The following is a 15812-nucleotide window of genomic DNA, read 5'->3' as shown; positions in this document are numbered from 1 at the left end:
AGGTTGCCTGCCATAATATTTCCTCCTATGTAAACTATTTCTTGAAAACTACATACTATAATGCCTGTAAAATAACCTATAGTCAATAATATTTTGAGAAAAAAAGTATTTTAATGATTTTTTAGTCATGTATTTTAAGGACCTTTTTTAGTATCGGCAGTTCGTTCGAATTTTTTATACGTTTATGGAAAAAAGAGTGGTTGAACATGTTCGTGATTTCCCGTATAATCTTGAAAGATATACAAAAACTGAACATAAAAAACAGTGGTTTTCTAGGGTTCCGCAATGCTGAATTGGTCTGGACCGAGAGAAAACACACAGCAGGTTCCTGCTGTGACACGTTGGGATAAAAGCCCGGGAGTTTCTGCTCTTTTAATGAAGAGTGCTCTCCCGGGCTTTTTTGATTTTATATAAAGGGAGTGTCTGGGATGAAAAAGAGATTGCTGGATGTGCTGATGCTGATTATTGGGGCTTTTATCTTTGCTTTGGCCGTTAATTTATTCGCCATTCCGAATGATCTTGGAGAGGGCGGGGTAACGGGAATCACCCTGATTTTGTACTATGTGTTTGAATGGTCGCCCGGGGTGACGAATATCATTTTGAACGGAATCTTATTGATTATCGGATACAAATTTTTAGACGGAAAAACAACGCTTTATACGATCATTACCGTTGTCGCCAACTCACTGTTTCTGCATCTGACGCATGATTGGCACTCGCCTTCACATGAACTCATTATTAATACTATTTTTGCGGGTGTGTTTGCCGGTGTCGGAATCGGGATCATTATTCGAGTCGGAGGCACGACTGCGGGTTCTGCCATTTTGGCGAGGATTGCGAACAAATATCTCGATTGGAATATCAGCTATGCGCTTTTGTTCTTTGATCTGATTGTCGTCTTCAGTTCTTATTTCATCATCGGTGCGGAAAAAATGATGTTTACCATTGTCATGCTGTACATCGGAACGAAGGTGATGGACTTTATCATTGAAGGCCTGAATACGAAAAAAGCGGTGACGATTATATCTGAGCATAAGCACGAAATCGCCGAACAGGTCAACACGCTTATGGACAGAGGGGTTACGCTGCTGTCGGGTAAAGGAAATTACACGGGGCAGTCGAAAGAAATTTTATATATCGTCATCCAGAAACAAGAGCTTTCCATGCTCAAAAAAATTATTAAAAGCTGTGATACAAAAGCGTTTGTCATTGTTCATGATGTGCGTGACGTCTTTGGTGAAGGCTTCGTCGATATCTCTAAATAAAAAGGATCCCTCTGCCGGCGCGGAGGGTTTTTTTCTTATGCCGGCAGAAGCTGTTATGATCCGTTTCCCGGGAAATAGCCTGAAAGCTGTTTCTTAAAACGAAGTGGATACAATCGGCCGGACGTTTTATACTGAAAATATGATAGAGCGATAGAGAGGAGCGCATATGAACCCGTTATTGGCAATTTACCCGAGGGCTGTGTTGTCTGATAAGTGCTGTACGGCGGAGGATGTCTTTTGCTTTTATGATGAGAAAAGGCGGGTCTATGTCGCCATTCCGAAGGAGGATATCACCCCGAAGGAGAAACTGCTTCTGGAATCACTTTTGACGCCCGCTGAAGAAAAAGGCGATTTTTTTCCGGAGACGGCGGCAGCAAAGAGGTGGCGGCGGTTTCTGCTGGAAGAAGGCCCGGTGCCTGATGTCAAGGAGCCTCGTGTCCGTTTTATCCATTATGACTTATTGGGAGAACGGGACTGGGGGGCATTTACGGAAGCGCTGCGCCATTTCTGGCCGGTTTCATATACAGTTGTCCGGACGGGAAGGGATCAGGGCGTGATTGTGGAGGAAGAAAAGCTGGAAGCGCCAGATTCGGATGACATCGCATCTTTTGTGAAGATTCTCGAAGGCGATTTTTATTTCAGTGTCCGTTTTTTCATCGGAAGGTATTATGGCGCGGGAGAACGTCTGCGCCTTCATTATCGGAGAGAACAGCAATATTGTCAGATTGGCCGGCGTTATCTCCCGCAGCTGAGCACGCTGACCGCGGAAACGGTATTTCCGGCCATGCTCACGGAAGAAAGCAGAGAAAAGCTCTCAGCCTTGCTTCACGAAGAAGCGGTGCTGCTGTTTCAGAAAGAACCGGAGCTGAAGCATACGATTCAGACTTTTATTGAACATAACTCGAACATGTCGCTCACATCGAAAAGACTGCATTTGCACCGCAACAGTCTTCAATATCGGATTGATAAATTTGCCGAACGCTCGGGTATTGATATTAAGACATATCGGGGCGCCCTGCTGGCTTATTTCATTTGTCTGCAGTATGAAAAATCACATTAAATGGGAAATGTGCACGAAGGCAGCGGACTTTTTTTATGAACATTGCCTATATCCGCCGCCGTCTGACGCTGTTACAATCCTATTAAAGAAAGCGTTTACAAAAAGGGGGAGATGACATGGCGGAACTTCGGCTGGAGCATATTTATAAGTATTACGATCAAAAAGAAGCGGCTGTCGATGATTTTAACCTTCATATTAAAGATAAAGAGTTTATTGTGTTTGTCGGTCCGTCGGGGTGCGGCAAGTCGACAACATTGCGGATGGTTGCCGGGCTGGAAGACATTACGAAGGGTGATTTCTATATCGGTGACACGAGAGTGAATGACATCGCTCCTAAAGACAGGGATATTGCCATGGTGTTCCAAAACTATGCGTTATATCCGCACATGACGGTCTATGATAATATCGCTTTCGGTCTGAAGCTGAGGAAGATGCCGAAACCTGAGATAAAAAAACGGGTCGAAGAAGCGGCGAAAATGCTTGGGCTCACAGAGTATCTGCACCGTAAACCGAAGGCGCTCTCCGGCGGGCAGCGGCAGCGGGTTGCATTAGGCCGGGCGATTGTCAGGGACGCCAAAGTGTTTCTAATGGATGAGCCGCTGTCAAATCTGGACGCAAAGCTTCGGGTGCAGATGCGGGCAGAAATTATTAAGCTGCATCAAAGGCTGCAAACAACCACAATCTATGTGACGCACGACCAAACAGAAGCACTGACGATGGCGACACGCATCGTCGTCATGAAGGACGGAAAAATTCAGCAGATCGGCACCCCGAAAGACGTGTATGAATATCCCGAAAACGTATTTGTCGGCGGGTTTATCGGCTCCCCAGCGATGAACTTTTTCAAAGGAAAGCTGACGGACGGCGCCATTCAGATCGGTTCGGCCGCTCTCAGCGTGCCGGAAGGGAAAATGAAAATGCTCCGGGAAAAAGGGTATGCCGGCAAAGATGTTATCTTCGGTATCCGCCCGGAAGACATACATGACGAGCTGATTGTGGTAGAATCCTATAAGAATTCATCCATCACAGCTAAAATCAATGTCGCAGAATTGCTCGGGTCAGAAATTATGGTTTATTCCCGGATCGGGGATCAGGATTTTATCGCCCGGATTGACGCCCGCCATGACATACGTGCCGGTGAGGAATTGACCGTCGCTTTCGACATGAATAAAGCTCACTTTTTTGACAGTGAAACAGAAATCAGAATCCGCTCATAACGCAAAGCCGGACAGCTGGATGTCCGGCTTTTTTGATGTAACAATTTATGACGCATAACCGATATAAAAAGTAAATAGAAGACAGAAAGCAGGAAAACGATGAAACGCATGATCATGTGCATGTGCCTTTTGGCTGCCGTGTTTACGCTTGCCGCCTGCTCGGGCCATGAGGCAAGCGCCGAACAAAGCATTCCGAAGGCAGAAGCGCACCACGATAAAAAGTCTGTAAAGCGCCAAATCAAAAAAGAGCCGGATACGTCCGCCTGGGTTCAAACGAAAGGAACGGCAAGACTGCCGATTCTGATGTACCACAGCATTTCTGAGGGAAACAGCCTGCGTGTGCCGAAGGAAGAATTCCGGCAGCATATGAAGTGGCTTCATGATCACGGCTATTATACGATGACTCCTGAAGAGGCCTATCTGATGCTGACGGAGGATAAGGAGCCGCGTGAAAAATGTGTTCTGATCACATTTGATGACGGCTATACCGACAATGTGAAAGCGGCCTATCCCATTTTAAAGAAATACAAGATGAAAGCGACAATCTTTATGATCGGAAACTATATCGGGCATAAGAATCATCTGACTGAGAAGCAGATGAAGGAGATGGCCGCCCACGGCATTTCCATTCAGAGCCATACGATGAACCATCTCGAATTGAACGGGCTCACACCGCAGCAGCAGCGACGTGAAATGAAGGACTCTAAGCGTTTATTTGATCAAATGTTCGGGCAGCGGACGTCTATGATCAGCTACCCTGTCGGACGATATAATAAGGAAACATTAAAAGCCGCCGCCGCGTCAGGCTACCGTATGGCGGTCACGACGGAGCCGGGAGCGGCGTCAAGAGATCAGGGGCTTTACGGGCTTCACCGCGTCCGTGTGTCGCCGGGCATGTCCGGCGCGGCGTTTGGCTCTTATATTCAAAATGTGATGAAATAACAGAGCCTCCGCATATGCGGAGGCTTTTTTCAGTTTAATAGAATTGATGAAGCAGCAGAAGGGTGACACTCACGGTAATCGCTCCGCCGATTCTGGTCGACACTTGGGCGAACGGCATAAGCTCAAGCCGTTCAGCGGCGCTCAAGATCGCGACGTCGCCGGTGCCGCCCTGGCCGGAATGGCAGGCATTAATAATTGCCGTCTCAATCGGGTACAAATTCAGCCATTTTCCGGTCAGAAAACCGACGGCCATCATCGTGACGACGATTGATAAAATGGTAATGATGTTGCTGATCGTAAACGCCGCAATCAGCTTGTCCCACGGTGTCATTGAAACGCCGATCGCAAATAAGAGCGGATAGGTCACGGCTGTCGAGAAAAAGCGCGAGACGCCGAAGGCTCCGTTTTCAATTGAAGCCGGCGCCAGCCTGAACAGCTTAATGAGAACGGCAAGGACGAGCATCACGACAGGAGCCGGAAGCTGAAAGAAATCATGCGCCAGCATGCCGACCAAATAGAGGGAAACCGCTAAAATACCGCCCGAAGCGAAAAAGGACAAATCAAACGTTTTATCATTGGCCGGCTGTTCCAATGCGGGAGCGGAATGATCAGACTTATCAACCTTCCCGTTGCCCGTCCATTCCGGTTTGCGTTTCCCGATGACATTCAGCAAACCCGATAACATAATGGCGCACAGGCTGCCGAGCATGATGGACGGCAGCACAAGCGCAAAGGCGTCTCCCTGGGACATCGGCATAATATCGGAATAGCCGATGGATAAAGGAATCGCGCCTTCACCGACACCCCCCGCCATAATCGGAACGACAATATAAAGCAGTGTGTGCTGAAAGCCGAGCCCGAGCAGCGTCCCGACGCATAAGCCGACGATGGCGGCCGCGATCGAGCCGGCGATCAGCGGAATAAAAATCTTGACGAAAGCTTTGACGAGCGTCTCTCTTTTCATCCCGAGAATACTGCCGACGACGATACCGGCAATAAATAGATAGAGAAAGTTGGAGCTTTCCGTGAATTCTGTTGTTGAAGTAATAATGTCTTTCGGAAGCAGGTGGTAGTAGACGACAGCGGATGGAATAAAGGTTGCGAGAATCGCAGGGCCGCCGATGGACCGCACGATCGGAATGGATTTTCCGATCTGGCCGAAGGTAAATCCGAAAAAACTCATGACGGCAATTGATGTCAGAATGTCGCTTTTTACATCACGGCTCATGACAAACACCGTAATAAGCAAGAAAAGCAGGATATAGATAGGAAGAGGAATAATGCCGATTCTTATATTCATTGCTCTGGCAAACCAGTTATCAGTCCGTTCCTGTTTTTGGATTGAATCCGTTTGCAATTTTGGTTGAAGTTCTCCCATGCTTGTTCCCCCAGTCGTTATGTAGTGAAAAAATATCCCCATTTAAAGTATACTAAAAAATTTAAATTGTTCATATATTATGAATTTACTAGAGGGCATGCTTTCTTCACATTTTCTTTCTTAAAATGGCGATTTGGCGGGCTTTTTCATCGAGAAAAGCATTTTGTTCGCCACACGAATAAAAAAGAGGTACGATATCAAAGGGACAAATATCCTAGGTGCTGACATAAAATCTCTACAAATCCGACAATAATCGGTCACAATTTCAGCCTTATTTTAGGTATATTGATCTTTTTTTTTAGGCTGAATCGTTGTAAAGTAATGATATTGAATCATTTCTATGACAGCCGCTGTCCCCCAGGGTGTACAGGCTGATATTTCAATAGTTTTGACGAATTTGTGAAACATTGAGCAAATATATCATTTTTTGTGAAATACCGAGCAATGATTTTTCTATGTTTGTGAAATGTTGAGCAATTTACCAGATTGGAGGAAAAACATCATGAGTGAGTTGGTATTAGCCCGCATTCAATTTGCATCTACAACATTGTTTCACTTCTTGTTTGTGCCTTTGTCTATCGGGCTTGTGTTTATGGTTGCTTTGATGGAGACGCTTTATGTTGTCAAAAAACAAGAGACCTATCTCAAAATGGCTAAATTTTGGGGGCATCTCTTTTTAATTAACTTCGCTGTCGGCGTCGTCACAGGGATTCTTCAGGAATTCCAGTTCGGATTGAACTGGTCTGATTATTCCCGTTTTGTCGGAGATGTATTTGGAGCTCCGCTTGCGGTTGAAGCGCTTTTGGCGTTTTTTATGGAGTCTATTTTTATCGGATTATGGATTTTCGGCTGGGACCGTTTATCTAAAAAAGTGCATTTGCTTTGCATTTGGCTTGTGTCCTTCGGAACGATTATGTCATCTTTCTGGATTTTGACGGCAAACTCATTCATGCAGGAGCCGGTCGGCTTTGCGATTAAAAACGGCCGCGCGGAAATGAATGATTTCGGGGCGCTTTTGACAAACCCTCAGCTTTGGGTTGAATTTCCTCACGTCATTTTCGGGGCGCTTGCGACGGGTGCTTTCTTTATCGCCGGTGTCAGCGCATTTAAATTATTGAAGAAAAAAGAAGTGCCTTTCTTCCATAAATCTTTCAAGCTTTCGATGATTGTCGGTCTGATCGCCGGTATCGGCGTTGCGTTCAGCGGACATATGCAGGCTGAGCATTTAATGGAATCGCAGCCGATGAAAATGGCTGCCAGTGAAGCGCTTTGGGATGACAGCGGTGATCCTGCCGCGTGGACGGCTTTTGCGAATATTGATACGAATAAAGAAAAAAACACATCAGAAATTTCAATTCCTTACGCACTGAGCTACTTGGCTTACCAGAAGTTCAGCGGCAGTGTGAAAGGGATGAAAACACTTCAAAAAGAATACGAAAAAACGTACGGAAAAGGCGACTATATCCCGCCTGTTAAAACGACGTTCTGGAGTTTCCGCATTATGGCGGGCGCGGGCGCGCTTATGATATTTGCCGCGATTGCCGGCTTTATTCTGAACCGCCGCAAAAAGCTTCATACGAGCAAGTGGTATTTACGGGGCATGATCGCACTGATCGCATTTCCATTCATTGCGAACTCTGCCGGTTGGATTATGACTGAAATCGGACGCCAGCCGTGGACGGTCATGGGACAATTGACGACCGCACAATCCGTTTCTCCTAACGTAACGACGGGATCTCTGCTGTTTTCAATTATCAGCTTCGGCGTCATGTACTTGATTTTAGGCGCGCTGCTTGTTTTCCTATTCGTTCGTGAAATTAAAAAAGGTGCGGACCATGATGATCATAAGGATGTTCCTGTGTCAACGGATCCGTTCAGTCAGGAGGTCTACCATGGGGTCACTTCATGATCTTTGGTTTATACTCGTTTCAGTTTTGTTTGTCGGATTTTTCTTTTTAGAGGGTTTTGATTTCGGTGTCGGCATTTCGACCCGATTTCTTGGCCATAATGAATTAGAACGCAGAGTGCTGGTTAACACCATCGGCCCGTTCTGGGATGCGAATGAGGTGTGGCTTATCACAGGTACGGGAGCGATCTTCGCGGCATTCCCGAACTGGTATGCGACGATGCTGAGCGGATATTACATTCCGTTTATCATCATTCTTCTTGCCTTGATGGGGCGCGGCGTGGCATTTGAATTCCGCGGCCAAGTGAATAATCTGAAATGGGTCAAAACATGGGACTGGGTGATTTTCTTCGGCAGCCTTATCCCGCCATTTGTATTCGGACTTATTTTCACAAGCTTGTTCCGCGGTGTGCCGATTGACGGACATATGAACATTCACGCAGGTTTTTCAGATATTGTGAACGTGTATTCCGTTCTTGGCGGTGCGGCCGTCACCCTTCTTTCATTCCTGCACGGTTTAATGTTTATCACCCTGCGCACGATCGGTGATTTACAAGAGCGTGCGAGAAAAATGGCAAAACGCGTAATCGGTGTTATCTTTCTTGTTGTACTTGCTTTCTTTGCGATGTCTGCATACGATACGGATATGTTTACACGCCGGGCAAACATCACGATTCCGGTATTCGTGCTGATAGTCATCTGCAACGTTCTTGCCATTGTGTTCATGAGCAAGAAAAAAGACGGCTGGGCATTCGGTATGACCGGCGCGGGTCTTGCTTTGACAGTTGCGATGATTTTTATCTCTCTGTTCCCGCGCGTCATGGTCAGCTCGCTGAAAAGCGCGTATGACTTAACAGTAGCTAACGCGTCTTCCGGTGATTATTCACTTAAGGTCATGACAATTGTCGCACTGACTCTGCTGCCGTTTGTCATCGGCAGTCAGATCTGGAGCTATTATGTCTTCCGGAAACGCGTCAGCCATAAGGAGCCTATGACTTATTAATGGGAAAAGACCTGTTTCTTTATAAAGGAATGAAGCGGATTCTTGCGATCATTACGGGATTAACGATTATACAAACGGCCGCCATCATCTTGCAGGCGGAATGGCTGAGCCAGGCGGTAACCGGATTATTTAACGGGAAGCGGATTGCTTCTCTTTATCCGGTTATCGGCTTTTTCCTGCTTGCGTTTTTGGTCCGGCATGCGGTGACAACGGTCCGGCAGAAAATCGTGTACCAATATGCCGCGCAAACCGGCGCAGACTTAAGAAAAAGATTTCTTGAGCAATTGTTCCGTCTCGGCCCCCGCTTTGCGAAAAAAGAGGGGACAGGCCGGATGGTGACGCTGGCGATGGAAGGCATCAGCCAGTTCCGCCGTTATTTAGAGCTGTTTCTGCCGAAAATGGTCAGCATGGCGATTGTGCCGGCGGCCGTTGTTATTTACGTGTTTTTTCAGGATAAAACATCGGCATTGATTCTGATTCTTGCGCTTCCGATTTTGATTGTATTTATGATTCTGCTCGGACTTGTGGCACAGAAAAAAGCCGATCGCCAATGGAAGTCCTATCAGACGCTTTCCAATCATTTCGTGGATTCGCTCCGCGGACTGGAGACATTGCGGTTTTTAGGATTAAGCAAATCACACAGTAAAAATATCTTTCATGTCAGTGAGAGATACCGCAAGGCGACGATGAGCACGCTCCGGGTCGCGTTTTTATCATCATTCGCCCTGGACTTTTTTACGATGCTGTCGGTGGCGACAGTGGCGGTGTTTCTCGGCTTGCGGCTGATAGACGGACAAATTCTGCTCGGGCCGGCATTGACCGCGCTCATTCTCGCGCCTGAATATTTTCTCCCGGTCCGCGAAGTGGGAAATGATTACCACGCGACGTTAAACGGGCAGGAGGCGGGGAAAACCATTCAAGCGATTTTGGCGCAGCCCGGTTTTAAAGAAGAAAAGCCGCTCAAACTTGATACGTGGACTGACGGGGATGAATTACAGCTTACGCGTTTGTCCGTCCGAGAATCGATGTCTGAATTTCATCTGTCCTTCAAAGGGAAGAAGAAAATCGGGATTATCGGGGAAAGCGGTGCGGGAAAATCGACACTCATTGATGTGCTGGGCGGCTTTTTAGAGCCTGCGTCCGGTGAGATCAAGGTAAACGGTGAATCCCGCTCACATCTGCAGTCGGACGGCTGGCAGAAGCAGCTGCTTTATATTCCGCAGCACCCGTATATTTTTGATGACACGCTTTTGAATAATATCCGGTTTTATCATCCTGATGCTTCGCGTGAGGAAACGGCGCAGGCCGCTAGATCGGCGGGTCTTTCCGGACTGATCCGTGATCTGCCCGGCGGTCTTGACGGCCGGATCGGCGAGGGCGGACGGGCGCTCAGCGGAGGGCAGGCTCAGCGTGTCGCGCTGGCCAGAGCCTTTTTAGGAAACCGGCCGATTCTCCTTTTGGATGAGCCGACCGCTCACCTTGATATTGAAACAGAATATGAAATAAAAGAAACGATGAAAGACCTGTTTGAAAACAAGCTTGTTTTTCTGGCCACTCACCGTCTTCACTGGATGCTTGAGATGGACGAAATTATCGTGCTTGATGACGGCGCGGTGGCGGAAATCGGCACCCACGACGAATTGATGGCGAAACAAGGCGTATACGCCAAACTTGTAAAGGCGCAACTGGGGGAAAGAACATGAGAAAAGAAGAATGGATTCTGCCGTATATGAAGCAAAATGCCCGTTTGTTTGTTCTTGTGATTTTTTTAGGCGCGGTGACGATTTTTTCGGCGGCCTTTCTCATGTTCACTTCCGGTTTTTTGATCTCTAAGTCGGCGACCAGGCCTGAGAATATCCTGCTGGTGTACGTTCCGATTGTAGCCGTGCGGACCTTCGGGATTGCCCGTTCAGTCTCACGGTACGCCGAGCGTCTGACGGGGCACCATATCATTCTGAAAATCGTGTCCGACATGAGGGTGCGGCTTTACAATATGCTGGAGCCGGCCTCGCTCATGCTTTCATCCCGTTTTCGGACGGGCGACATGCTCGGCATTTTGGCTGAGGATATTGAGCATTTGCAGGATGCGTTTTTAAAAACGATTTTCCCTGCGGTTTCCGCTTTGCTGCTGTATGCGGCATCCGTTATCGGACTCGGCTTTTATTCCTGGCCGTTTGCCGCTTTTGCGGCGATTTACCTGTTTATATTGGTTGTAATGTTTCCGGTTGTGTCGCTTCTTGTGACGAGAGCGAAAAACATGAGGCTGAAAAGCGGCCGGAATACGCTCTACAGCCGGCTGACAGATGCCGTGCTCGGCGTGAGCGACTGGATGTTCTCGGGACGCCAGGCGGCCTTTATTTCCTCTTATGAAGAGAAAGAGAAGGCATGGTTTGACCTTGAAAGCAAACGTCAGCGGTTTACGAGATGGCGTGATCTCGCCGCGCAATGTCTTGTCGGCGGCTTCATATTGATCATGCTGTTCTGGACGGCTGGTCAGTATGCGGACGGCAGCATAGCCAACACGATGATCGCAGCCTTTGTGCTTGTCGTATTTCCATTGACGGAGGCGTTTCTGCCCCTTTCGGATGCGCTGACGGAAGTGCCTTCTTATCAGGATTCCATCAAAAGAATGAGTCAGGCGGCTCCGGAGCTGCGAAGTCGTGAGGTGAAGCAGACGGATGAGAAACTGGATGTATCTGATGTGACACTTACATTTGATAACGTGACGTTTTCTTATGATCAGCACAGTCATGTGCTTGACCGTTTTTCCTTCACTCTCCGCCAAGGTGAAAAAATGGCGCTGCTCGGCAGGAGCGGCTCCGGTAAGTCGACCTCTCTCGCTTTAATTGAAGGTGCCTTAGTTCCCGATTCGGGCAAAGTGATGCTGAACGGGCTGGAAACTGCGGCCGTGCAGGAGCAGATTTCCTCAGCGGTGGCCGTTTTGAATCAGAAACCTCATCTCTTTAACACGAGCATTATGAACAATATCCGGCTCGGAAACGGCAAGGCGAGTGATGAAGATGTTAAGCGTGCGGCTCGGCAAGTGAAGCTGCATGATTATATTGAATCACTGCCTGACGGATATGAAACGTCCGTGCAGGAGACTGGGATTCGTTTCTCAGGCGGGGAACGGCAGCGGATCGCGCTTGCCCGTATTCTGCTCCAAGACACGCCGGTCATTATCCTTGATGAACCGACGGTCGGTCTTGATGCGGTCACTGAACGCGAATTGCTTGATACGATTTTTGATGTCTTTAAAGAGAAAACGATCCTCTGGATTACACACCATTTAGCGGGTGTGGAAACAGCTGATAAAATCGTCTTTTTAGAAAATGGAAAAGCAGAAATGGAAGGAACCCATCAAGAGCTGCTTGCAGAAAACGAACGGTACCGGAAGCTTTACCGTCTTGATGTTCCGATCAGAACATAAACAGCCGCAAACGAGCGGCTGTTTTTTTGTGCGGTTTAAAATCTCTTCTTGTTTGGAATATAAATAGGAGACAGAAGAGGAGGTACAGAGATGAATATAATGGATTGGACGGAACAGGATGTGAAAGATACGCTGCCGAAACGGGAGGCAGACAGCCATAAAGGAACGTTCGGGACGGCGTTATTGCTGGCCGGGAGCGATGACATGCCGGGAGCCGCCCTTCTGGCCGGATTGGGCGCGATGAGAAGCGGTGTCGGCAAGCTCGTCATCGGTACATCGGCAGGCGTCATCCCGCTTATCGTCCCGGTGCTGCCGGAAGCGACGTACTGGCGTGACGGCTGGAAAAAAGCCGCGGCGGGCCAGCCCGGGGAAACCATCCGGGCCGCTGCCATCGGGCCGGGCCTTCCTCAAAATGACGAAGTGCAGCAGGCGGCTGATCAGCTGCTTTCTGCCGATTATCCCGTCATACTGGACGCGGGCGCCATTACGAAAAGAACCTATCCAAAGAGGAAAGCCCCTGTGATCTTGACGCCTCATCCCGGCGAATTTTCCAGAATGACAGGCCTTCCGATTCAAGAAATTCAGCAGAACAGAGCGGGATATGCCGCGGAATGGGCGGAGCGGCTTCACGCCACGATTGTCCTGAAAGGAAACGAAACCATTATCGCTTTTCCCGACGGGGAATGCCGCAGAAATACAACCGGAAACGGCGCGCTTGCAAAAGGGGGGACCGGCGACACGCTGACGGGAATGATTCTCGGCATGCTGTGCTGTCATCAAGACCCGAAACATGCCGTATTGAACGCCGTCCGCCTTCACGGCGAATGTGCGGAGTTATGGACGAAAGAGCGCTCCGCCCATACCTTATTGGCGCACGAACTTTCTGAACTGCTGCCGCGTGTATGGAATGAATATGAATAAAGAAGAGGCGTCTTCATAGAGAAGGCGCCTCTTGTTGTTTTACCCTTGATTTCATTAGGACATAATACAGCAGCGACGGAACGGCCAGGCCGATGACCCAGGCAATGTCGCCTCCGCCGAATATTTCAGCGAGCGGCCCAATGTAAAAGGATGTATTGATGAACGGGATTTCTAATATAATCGACAAAACGAAGGCGGCCGCTGTAATCCAATTGACCCTGCCGTATTGTCCGTTGACGTCAAACATCGATTTGACGTGGTATTTTCCGCGGCGGATAAAATAGTAATCCACGAGGTTGATCGCCGTCCATGGAATTAAGAAATAACTGATGAAAAAGATGAAATTTAAAAACAGTTCCATGAAATTGCTTTGGCCCAAGAGACTTAATACAGTACCTGCTGCCGTCACACAAAGGATCATTACCACTCTCGTTTTCGGCGTCACCTTCAGTTTTAAAAACGGCTCTAAGGTAGTCGTCGTTGACATAAAGGCTCCGTATAAATTAAAGACGTTGATCGCCATTTGCCCGAACAGGACGATGATCAGCATAATAAAGGAAAACGGACCAAACAATCGGACAATCTCATTTCCCGCATTAGCGGTAAATTCCGGGAGCGCCGTCGTCAAAATGGCGCCGAGAAGCATCATCCAGATGGAACTGACTGACGTACCTGCGTAGCTGTACCAAAAGGTATGCGATGCCGGTGTTTTGACCGGCAGATAACGGGAATAATCTGCGACATATGGCGCATATGCCAGCTGCCATGTGGCCACCGCGCTGACCGCCACTAGAAAAACAGGCAGATCTAATGAGCCGGGCACCCAGCTTCCTGAAGGAATCGGCAGTTGAAAAATAAGAATCGTTGCAGCAAAAAAAACGGCAAAGGAGGTCCAAGAGAGGATTTTCTGCATTTTGTGAATCAGATCATGACCGTAGATCGTGAGTAAAAAACAGATGGCGCTTAAGCCGATAATACACCATGAAGCCGGAATCGGTACAAAGCTGCTCAGTGTACCGGCTGCGAGAATCGTACTGCTCGCAAAGAAGCCCAGGTAGATAAACATGACCAAAAAGAGGGGCAGAATCGCTCCGATCACGCCGAATTGCGCGCGGCTTTGAATCATTTGCGGAATTCCGAGCTGAGGTCCTTGTGCGGAATGAGACGCCATAAAGATTGCGCCGATAAAGGTTCCGATAATAATGGCGGCGATACTCCAAAAGAGATCGAGCCCCATTGTAACGGGCAGTGTGCCTGTGACTAACGTCGTAATATGCATATTAGCCCCGAACCAGACGGGGAATAAATCTTTAGCCTTTCCGTGTCTTTCGTCATGCGGAATATGTTCAATCGTTCGCCTTTCTACTTTCAATAGATAATCTCCTCCGTATGTTCTTCTTTAACATAAAGACATAGCTTAACAGATTGACCTGCCGTTTACAAATTCCAGCATGCAGGAAAAACATTGTAAAGCCTCGTTGACAGCCGTTCAAAAGTTTTTTTGAAAAACGGAACAAACACTGCCGCCAAAACGATTTGCCAGGGTTTAAAAGGCATGGATATGCTTACGGACTAATATGTATTAAGGAGAAATGTGTCAATCTTTTGACGAATGGAGCCATTATTCGTTAAGCTGGAAGAATAGTTTACTTTGTGTAAATTTCATTAATGAAAAGGGGATTGATAATATGTGTACAAGTCTTACATTGAAAACGACAGACGGTAATCACCTATTGGCGCGAACGATGGATTTTGCATTTCAGCTCGGTACGGACATCGTGCTTTACCCTCGTCAGTACAGCTGGAAAAGCGAAGCTGACGGCAGGATGCATAAGACGAAATACGCATTTATCGGCATGGGGAGAAATCTCGGCAATGTTCTGTTTGCCGACGGCGTAAATGAAAAAGGGCTGTCGTGTGCGACGCTGTATTTTCCGGGCTTTGCGGGATACGAGAAAGCGGAACGGGAGGGCACCTGTCACATCGCTCCTCATGAGTTTGTCACCTGGGCCTTATCAAACTGTGAATCTCTTGAAGACATAAAGGAAAAGCTCTCAATGCTGACGATTGTAGAGAAGAAGTTAATGTTATTGGATACGGTGCTGCCTCTTCATTGGATTTTATCAGACCGCACGGGCGGCTGCATTGTCATCGAGCCGACACCGGAGGGAATGAAAGTATATGACAACAAACCCGGAGTGATGACCAACAGTCCGGAATTTCCTTGGCATGTGACCAATCTGCGCCATTATATCGGAATCAGGCCGCAGCAGTCAGAAAGCAAAACATTGGGCGGAATGACATTAACCGCTTTCGGCCAAGGATCTGGAACGATCGGGCTTCCCGGTGATTACACGCCGCCATCCCGATTTATCAGAGCCGCTTATCTGAAAGAGCATTTAGAGCCTGCCGCTCATGAAACGGATGGCGTTACGGCCGCTTTTCACGTGCTGTCCAATGTGAATATTCCAAAAGGCGCGGTGATCACAGAGGAGAATGAAATTGATTATACGCAGTATACGTCGGTCATGTGCTGTGACACCGGGAACTACTACTTTCATCTGTATGACAACCGGCAGATTCACAAAGTAAGTTTATTCCATGAAGATCTTGACCGTCCGGAGCCGAAAGTATTTGCGGCCGCGGCGGAGCAGAATATACAGGAGCTGAATTAGCTCAAAAAAAAACAG

Annotated in this window: 12 protein-coding genes and 1 riboswitch; of the genes, 10 read left to right on the top strand and 2 right to left on the bottom strand. The window is 47.9% G+C overall.

From position 1 onward, the window contains the following. Window positions 1-261 precede the first annotated feature (261 nt). Window positions 262-363: riboswitch (guanidine-I (ykkC/yxkD leader) on the top strand. Between the two features lie 65 nt (window positions 364-428). The 4 genes from JNUCC21_RS20290 (at window position 429) to JNUCC21_RS20275 (ending at window position 4484) form a co-directional block, all read left to right on the top strand. Then, the gene (locus JNUCC21_RS20290; RefSeq protein ID WP_003150818.1) at window positions 429-1265 is read left to right on the top strand and encodes a YitT family protein; all 837 of its coding nucleotides are present in this window, start codon (window positions 429-431) and stop codon (window positions 1263-1265) included. Window positions 1266-1431: 166 nt separating this feature from the next. Further along, window positions 1432-2325 (top strand): CdaR family transcriptional regulator, encoded by an 894-nt coding sequence (locus JNUCC21_RS20285; RefSeq protein ID WP_072589714.1) that lies wholly within the window; start codon window positions 1432-1434, stop codon window positions 2323-2325. A gap of 116 nt (window positions 2326-2441) precedes the next feature. Next, window positions 2442-3542 carry an ABC transporter ATP-binding protein gene (locus JNUCC21_RS20280; protein ID WP_072589713.1) on the top strand — a complete coding sequence of 367 codons (1101 nt, stop codon included), beginning with the start codon at window positions 2442-2444 and terminating at the stop codon, window positions 3540-3542. A gap of 99 nt (window positions 3543-3641) precedes the next feature. Further along, entirely contained in the window at window positions 3642-4484 is an 843-nt protein-coding gene (locus JNUCC21_RS20275; RefSeq protein WP_012118785.1) for a polysaccharide deacetylase family protein, read from the top strand. A gap of 34 nt (window positions 4485-4518) precedes the next feature. On the opposite strand, the gene JNUCC21_RS20270 is transcribed toward JNUCC21_RS20275, so the two are convergent. Then, on the bottom strand, window positions 4519-5862 hold the full coding sequence (locus JNUCC21_RS20270; RefSeq protein WP_012118784.1) for a 2-hydroxycarboxylate transporter family protein: 1344 nt from the start codon (window positions 5860-5862) through the stop codon (window positions 4519-4521). 502 nt (window positions 5863-6364) lie between these two features. Here JNUCC21_RS20270 and JNUCC21_RS20265 point away from each other — a divergent pair. The 5 genes from JNUCC21_RS20265 to JNUCC21_RS20245 all read left to right on the top strand — a co-directional run bounded on the left by JNUCC21_RS20265 (window position 6365) and on the right by JNUCC21_RS20245 (window position 13122). Further along, window positions 6365-7771: a cytochrome ubiquinol oxidase subunit I gene (locus JNUCC21_RS20265; RefSeq protein ID WP_007614697.1), complete on the top strand. Its 1407-nt coding sequence runs from the start codon at window positions 6365-6367 to the stop codon at window positions 7769-7771. Continuing rightward, a complete protein-coding gene (gene cydB, locus JNUCC21_RS20260) occupies window positions 7755-8771 on the top strand; it encodes a cytochrome d ubiquinol oxidase subunit II (RefSeq protein ID WP_012118783.1) in 1017 nt (338 codons plus the stop codon). The genes JNUCC21_RS20265 and cydB overlap by 17 nt, the downstream gene beginning before the upstream one ends. Beyond that, a complete protein-coding gene (cydD, locus tag JNUCC21_RS20255; RefSeq protein WP_052827999.1) occupies window positions 8771-10474 on the top strand; it encodes a thiol reductant ABC exporter subunit CydD in 1704 nt (567 codons plus the stop codon). The genes cydB and cydD overlap by 1 nt, the downstream gene beginning before the upstream one ends. Further along, window positions 10471-12201: a thiol reductant ABC exporter subunit CydC gene (gene cydC, locus JNUCC21_RS20250; protein WP_012118781.1), complete on the top strand. Its 1731-nt coding sequence runs from the start codon at window positions 10471-10473 to the stop codon at window positions 12199-12201. Before cydD ends, cydC begins: the two co-directional genes overlap by 4 nt. A 90-nt stretch (window positions 12202-12291) precedes the next feature. Beyond that, complete coding sequence (locus JNUCC21_RS20245) at window positions 12292-13122, top strand: NAD(P)H-hydrate dehydratase (protein ID WP_369878436.1); 831 nt, start codon at window positions 12292-12294, stop codon at window positions 13120-13122. 13 nt (window positions 13123-13135) lie between these two features. Here JNUCC21_RS20245 and JNUCC21_RS20240 read toward each other — a convergent pair whose 3' ends face one another. Beyond that, window positions 13136-14494, bottom strand: a complete 1359-nt coding sequence (locus tag JNUCC21_RS20240) for a cytosine permease (protein WP_015240847.1) — start codon at window positions 14492-14494, stop codon at window positions 13136-13138. Window positions 14495-14810: 316 nt separating this feature from the next. Between JNUCC21_RS20240 and JNUCC21_RS20235 the strand changes: the two genes are divergently transcribed. Further along, window positions 14811-15797 carry a choloylglycine hydrolase family protein gene (locus JNUCC21_RS20235; RefSeq protein ID WP_039063822.1) on the top strand — a complete coding sequence of 329 codons (987 nt, stop codon included), beginning with the start codon at window positions 14811-14813 and terminating at the stop codon, window positions 15795-15797. The last annotated feature ends 15 nt before the right edge of the window (window positions 15798-15812 follow it).

The sequence above is a fragment of the Bacillus sp. JNUCC-21 genome (assembly GCF_041222765.1).
Taxonomy (GTDB): Bacteria; Bacillota; Bacilli; order Bacillales; family Bacillaceae; genus Bacillus; species Bacillus velezensis.
Note: the sequence above shows the minus strand (reverse complement) of the source record. Positions and strands in the feature narration are given on the sequence as shown.